The organism is Syntrophorhabdus sp. (assembly GCA_012719415.1).
Lineage (GTDB): Bacteria > Desulfobacterota > Syntrophorhabdia > Syntrophorhabdales > Syntrophorhabdaceae > Delta-02.
In genome coordinates this window covers 1-4523 of the sequence record JAAYAK010000259.1, presented here as the reverse complement: position 1 = coordinate 4523, position 4523 = coordinate 1, and the positions used below count along the sequence as shown (strand labels likewise).

The 4523-nt window shown below is 55.3% G+C and carries 7 protein-coding genes; all 7 read left to right on the top strand.

Annotated features, from left to right (window positions below; all coding sequences use genetic code 11):
• Window positions 1–370: hypothetical protein (locus GXX82_15345; protein ID NLT24415.1), on the top strand; the 370-nt coding region annotated here is incomplete at its 5' end.
• A 3-nt stretch (window positions 371–373) separates the two neighbouring features.
• Window positions 374–832, top strand: a complete 459-nt coding sequence (locus tag GXX82_15340; protein ID NLT24414.1) for an ankyrin repeat domain-containing protein — start codon at window positions 374–376, stop codon at window positions 830–832.
• Complete coding sequence (locus GXX82_15335) at window positions 829–1653, top strand: hypothetical protein (protein ID NLT24413.1); 825 nt, start codon at window positions 829–831, stop codon at window positions 1651–1653. The genes GXX82_15340 and GXX82_15335 overlap by 4 nt, the downstream gene beginning before the upstream one ends.
• Window positions 1650–2336, top strand: a complete 687-nt coding sequence (locus GXX82_15330) for a hypothetical protein (GenBank protein NLT24412.1) — start codon at window positions 1650–1652, stop codon at window positions 2334–2336. Before GXX82_15335 ends, GXX82_15330 begins: the two co-directional genes overlap by 4 nt.
• A 205-nt stretch (window positions 2337–2541) precedes the next feature.
• Window positions 2542–2754 (top strand): helix-turn-helix domain-containing protein, encoded by a 213-nt coding sequence (locus GXX82_15325; GenBank protein NLT24411.1) that lies wholly within the window; start codon window positions 2542–2544, stop codon window positions 2752–2754.
• Window positions 2755–3001: 247 nt separating this feature from the next.
• The gene (locus tag GXX82_15320) at window positions 3002–3313 is read left to right on the top strand and encodes a helix-turn-helix transcriptional regulator (GenBank protein ID NLT24410.1); all 312 of its coding nucleotides are present in this window, start codon (window positions 3002–3004) and stop codon (window positions 3311–3313) included.
• A 4-nt stretch (window positions 3314–3317) separates the two neighbouring features.
• Window positions 3318–4523 (top strand): type II toxin-antitoxin system HipA family toxin (locus GXX82_15315; protein NLT24409.1); only part of this gene is annotated, 1206 nt, incomplete at its 3' end.

The following is a 4523-nucleotide window of genomic DNA, read 5'->3' as shown; positions in this document are numbered from 1 at the left end:
CGGCGAGGATGTGAACCAGTGGGATGAGATCCAAGGGGAAACGCCTCTCCATTGTGCCTCTCGTTTGAGAAAACCTGAGGCTGTCGGTTTGTTGCTCGATGCCGGGGCAGACATTAACGGGCTAAATGAAGATGAAGAAACTCCCCTCCATGTGGCGTGTACCCGGGGGTATACGGCCATCGTCCGCCTCCTCCTCGACCGCGGGGCGGACGTGAATATCAGGGATGCACTTGAGGAGACAGCTCTTGACAAGATATTGCGGTGGCCGATAGACCAACACTCCCGGGAAGAGATCCTCGATCTCTTCCGCCAGTACGCTCCGGAGGCCGTGATGGAGGCGTACTGCTCGCCGGAATTGAGGGTAGGCTAGGGTATGACAGAAGACAGCATTCTCAATATAGACATCATTACAGCCTCCAAAGAGGGTAAACCCGAGCTCGTCCGAAAGCTCATAAAGGCTGGTTCGAACGTCAACGACAGGGACACCGGTGGTTATACGGCCCTCCACTGGGCTTGCCAGCGTCATTTTGTAGAAATCGTCCTTATTCTGATTGAAAGAGGGGCGGACGTGAATACCAAGAGCACTGAGAGAACGGAATGTCAGACTCCCCTCCACCTTGCGTGCATTTTTCAGAACCCGCAGATCGTCCGGCTCCTCCTCGAGGCCGGGGCGGATGCAAGCGCCCGAAACCAGGAACGGTGGACCCCCCTGGATTATCTGAGACAGAAGCCGGTTACCAACCCCGCCCGCGAAGAGATCCTCGATCTCTTCCGCGAGCACGCACCGGAGATGGTGATGGAGAGGTACTGCAGCCCGGGCCCGGGGACATGATGAACAAGAAAGAAGCGGAATACCTCAAAAGAATGGCAGTGCACCTTTTTCCGGCTTTTATGTATGCCGTGAAGGAAGGGAATGAGACAAGCATCCGGGCACTTGTGGCGGCCGGGGCAGATGTGAACCTGGGCGAACGCTCGAATTCCAACTTCCCATTGCGCGCGGCCTGTGCCCATAACCGCCCCGCCATCGTCCGCCTGCTACTGGAGCTCGGCGCGGACGTGAGCGCAACTTCGTTTGAAGGCGTCACAGCGCTTCATTGGGTCTGTCATACCGGGAATCTCCCGGTCGCCCGTATCCTCCTCGACCACGGCGCCGACGTGAACGCCGAGAACCAGCAGGCGTCGACTCCCCTGCACTACCTCTGTACAAACACCGGCGCGCCGGAACGGACAAATGTGAAGGAAGACAGAATAGGACTTGCCACGCTTTTGATCGGGAAGGGAGCGAAAGTGAATGCAAGGGATATGGGAGGCGAGGCACCTCTCCATTTTGCAAGCAGCAACTTTACCGCAAAAGATGCCGGGGACCTCGTCCGCCTGCTACTGGAGAAGGGTGCGGATGTGAACGCGAAGGATAATACCGGGCGGTTCCCGCTACATTGGGCCATGGGGAATTATCTGCCTTTGACATGCAAGATTCTCCTCGACGCCGGAGCTGACCCGAATGCCCCGGACGGAGGTGGCATAACCCCGCTTGATCAAGTGATCGCTCTTCCTGATTCCCACCCCGCCAGGGAGAAGCTCCTCGATCTCTTCCGTGACCACGCCCCGGAGGCCGTGATGGAGGCGTACTGCACACAGGGATGTTCAAGATGAAACGAAATTCGCGAAAGCAGACGTTGTTCCATGCCGTCAGGAACAATGACATTGATACCGTGAAAGCTCTCATCGAGAAAGGCGCCGATGTCGACGCCGAAGAACGCGATTCACAGGAGACGCCAATCCATGAGGCGGTTGAATGCGGCAACATCGACATCGTCCGCCTCCTCCTCGACCACGGGGCGGACGTGAACGCCAGAAATGTATGCGATGAGACACCTTTACATTTTGCGGCCTGGTCGCGCAGTCTCGAAATGGTTAAGCTATTGCTTCTCAAAGCAGGTGCGGATATCAGAGACAGAGACTATGGCGATCACACGGCCTTCGATATCGCGTGTATCAACAAGTACAAGGAAGACGGAGGCGATGGCGGAATAGCAGACTTTCTTTTCCAATATAGTCAAGAGAACCCGGTGGCATGGGAATCCGAGCGGTACTATTCCCTTCATAAGGCTTGCGATCTGCACCATGTCGCTACGGTGCGGTTTCTTATCGATCGCGGAGTAGACCTAACAGCCCGCGACGGCCGAGGCCTCACAGCTATTGAGAGACTGGATACAAGGCATAGCAGTAGCCATGAGGCGAGGGAGGAGATCCTGGACCTCTTCCGGGAACATGCACCCGAGCTGTTCATGGAGGTGTATTGTGTGGGGTCTGGTACTCGTGCGGTGGGCATGTAGGGGGCCATAATAAAAGACCCACCGAATTTCGCTTTCCCCGGACAAGGTGAAGAACCAAAGATGCGGGGGAAGAGGCGCGGTGGGTATGCTATTGGTGTATAGCACAGTTCATTTTTGAAGTAAAGAGGCAAAGGGGGCGATCATCGACAGCCAGGATTGGTTCAAGACAAAACTCGACCTTTTCAAGGATGACCCGGATTTCCAGATGGAGGAGGCAATCCTTGATATCACGGAGCATGTTGTTGTCGCTATGGGAAAACTCGGTATCGACAAGACAGAACTGGCACGGCGCATGGGTATGTCAGAAAGAGAGATCACGAGATTGCTCTCAGGCGACCGGGACATGTTTACCCGGGAGGTGCTGGAGACGCTTGGGAAAACCCTGGGCGAGGAATCCGATAGCACAGTATTGCCGTAATGGACTTTCTGAGGGCCATAATATATACTTGCGATACATAGTGGCCCTAACAGAGGCTCCTGAGAAACATAGTCTTGAGTCTTCCCGTTCTATGTCCATGCCGTGGACACATCAACATAATCTGTCCACAGAATCAACATCCTTGGACACATGACGCGGCAGCCCAGTTGACAATCATAACAATAGTAGACTTTAAAAAGGATATAATGTATACTTATCTATGATTACATCCCAATAAGGGGCTATTATGGATACATTTCGTACAACCGAGGAGTGGGAACAGATAATTGGAGAGCAGGTCAAGCGCCTGAGACTTCTTAAAAACATGGACCAGCGGGATGTCGCTGAACAAGCCGGGGTGGCCCTGAATGTCGTCAAGAACATCGAAGCAGGGAAAGGATCGACCCTCAAATCCTTCATCAGCGTCCTCAAAATGTTGGACCGGGTTGAATGGCTCAACGCCCTGCAGCCGGAGATCTCGATCAGCCCGATGCAGATACTGAAGTCCAGGAAGAAGGCTCCAAGACAGCGCGCTTCTCGAAGAAAAAAAGAGGTATGAGCCCATGTATAAGCCGGTAAAGGCCATAGAGGTTCGCATTTGGGGAAAGCTTGTCGGCGCTCTGGCGCCCGACCCCAGGCTTGGTTGCTACGCCTTCGAATATGACTCCGCCTTCGCGATGTCCGGTATGGAACTCGCTCCCCTGACCATGCCACTGTCCCGTGCCTCTTCTCCTTTTCTCTTTTCAGATCTGCCGGAGGCATCATTCAAACGGCTTCCCGGGATGATCGCGGATGCCCTCCCTGACGATTTCGGTAATTCTCTCATCGATGCGTGGATGGCAAGAGAAGGTATCCGGAAGGCTGACATCACGCCCCTCGACAGGCTCGCCTACATGGGAAAAAGAGGTGTCGGGGCACTGGAATTCCGTCCCGCCATTTCGACCGGTATCAGGTCCAGCGCCATCCACCTCTCACGCCTTGTCGAGGCAGCGCGTAGTGCCGTAAGGGGAGATCTTTCCACTGACCACCTGGCAAAAGCGGCACTCAACCAGATCATCCAGGTGGGAACGTCCGCCGGTGGGGCAAGGGCCAAGGCAGCCATCGCCTGGAACCCGGAGACCGAAGAGATCAGGTCGGGACAATTCGATGTCGAACCCGGCTTCGAGCACTGGATACTCAAGTTCGACGGGATGGGAGCCGATTTCGAGCTTGGAGGATCCCGGAACTATGGCCGCATCGAGTACGCATACTATCTCATGGCGCGCAAGGCGGGGATATCCATGTCTGAATGCAGGCTGATGGAAGAGAACGGCCGCGCTCACTTCATGACGCGCCGTTTCGACCGCGAGGGGAACACCAAGCACCACATGCAGACGCTGTGCGCCATGATGCACCTGGATTACAAGCAGAAGAGCACCCACGACTACGGTCAGTTCTTTGCAGCCATTGAACGGCTACAGTTGGGTACCTCCGCCATGGAAGAGGCCTTCAGGCGGATGGTGTTCAACGTGATGGCGGCGAACTGTGATGACCATACGAAGAACTTCTCTTTTATCCTCCGGCAGGGAGGGAAATGGAAGCTCGCGCCGGCGTATGACGTCACACATGCGTACAATCCCAAGGGAGAATGGACCTACCAGCATCTCATGGCCATCAACGGGAAGTTCTCCGACATCTCCCGCAGCGACCTGCTGGCAGTTGCGAACAGGTTCAGCATAGGAAGAGCGGAGGAGATAATCGAGCAGGTTGACGATGCCGTTGCCCGGTGG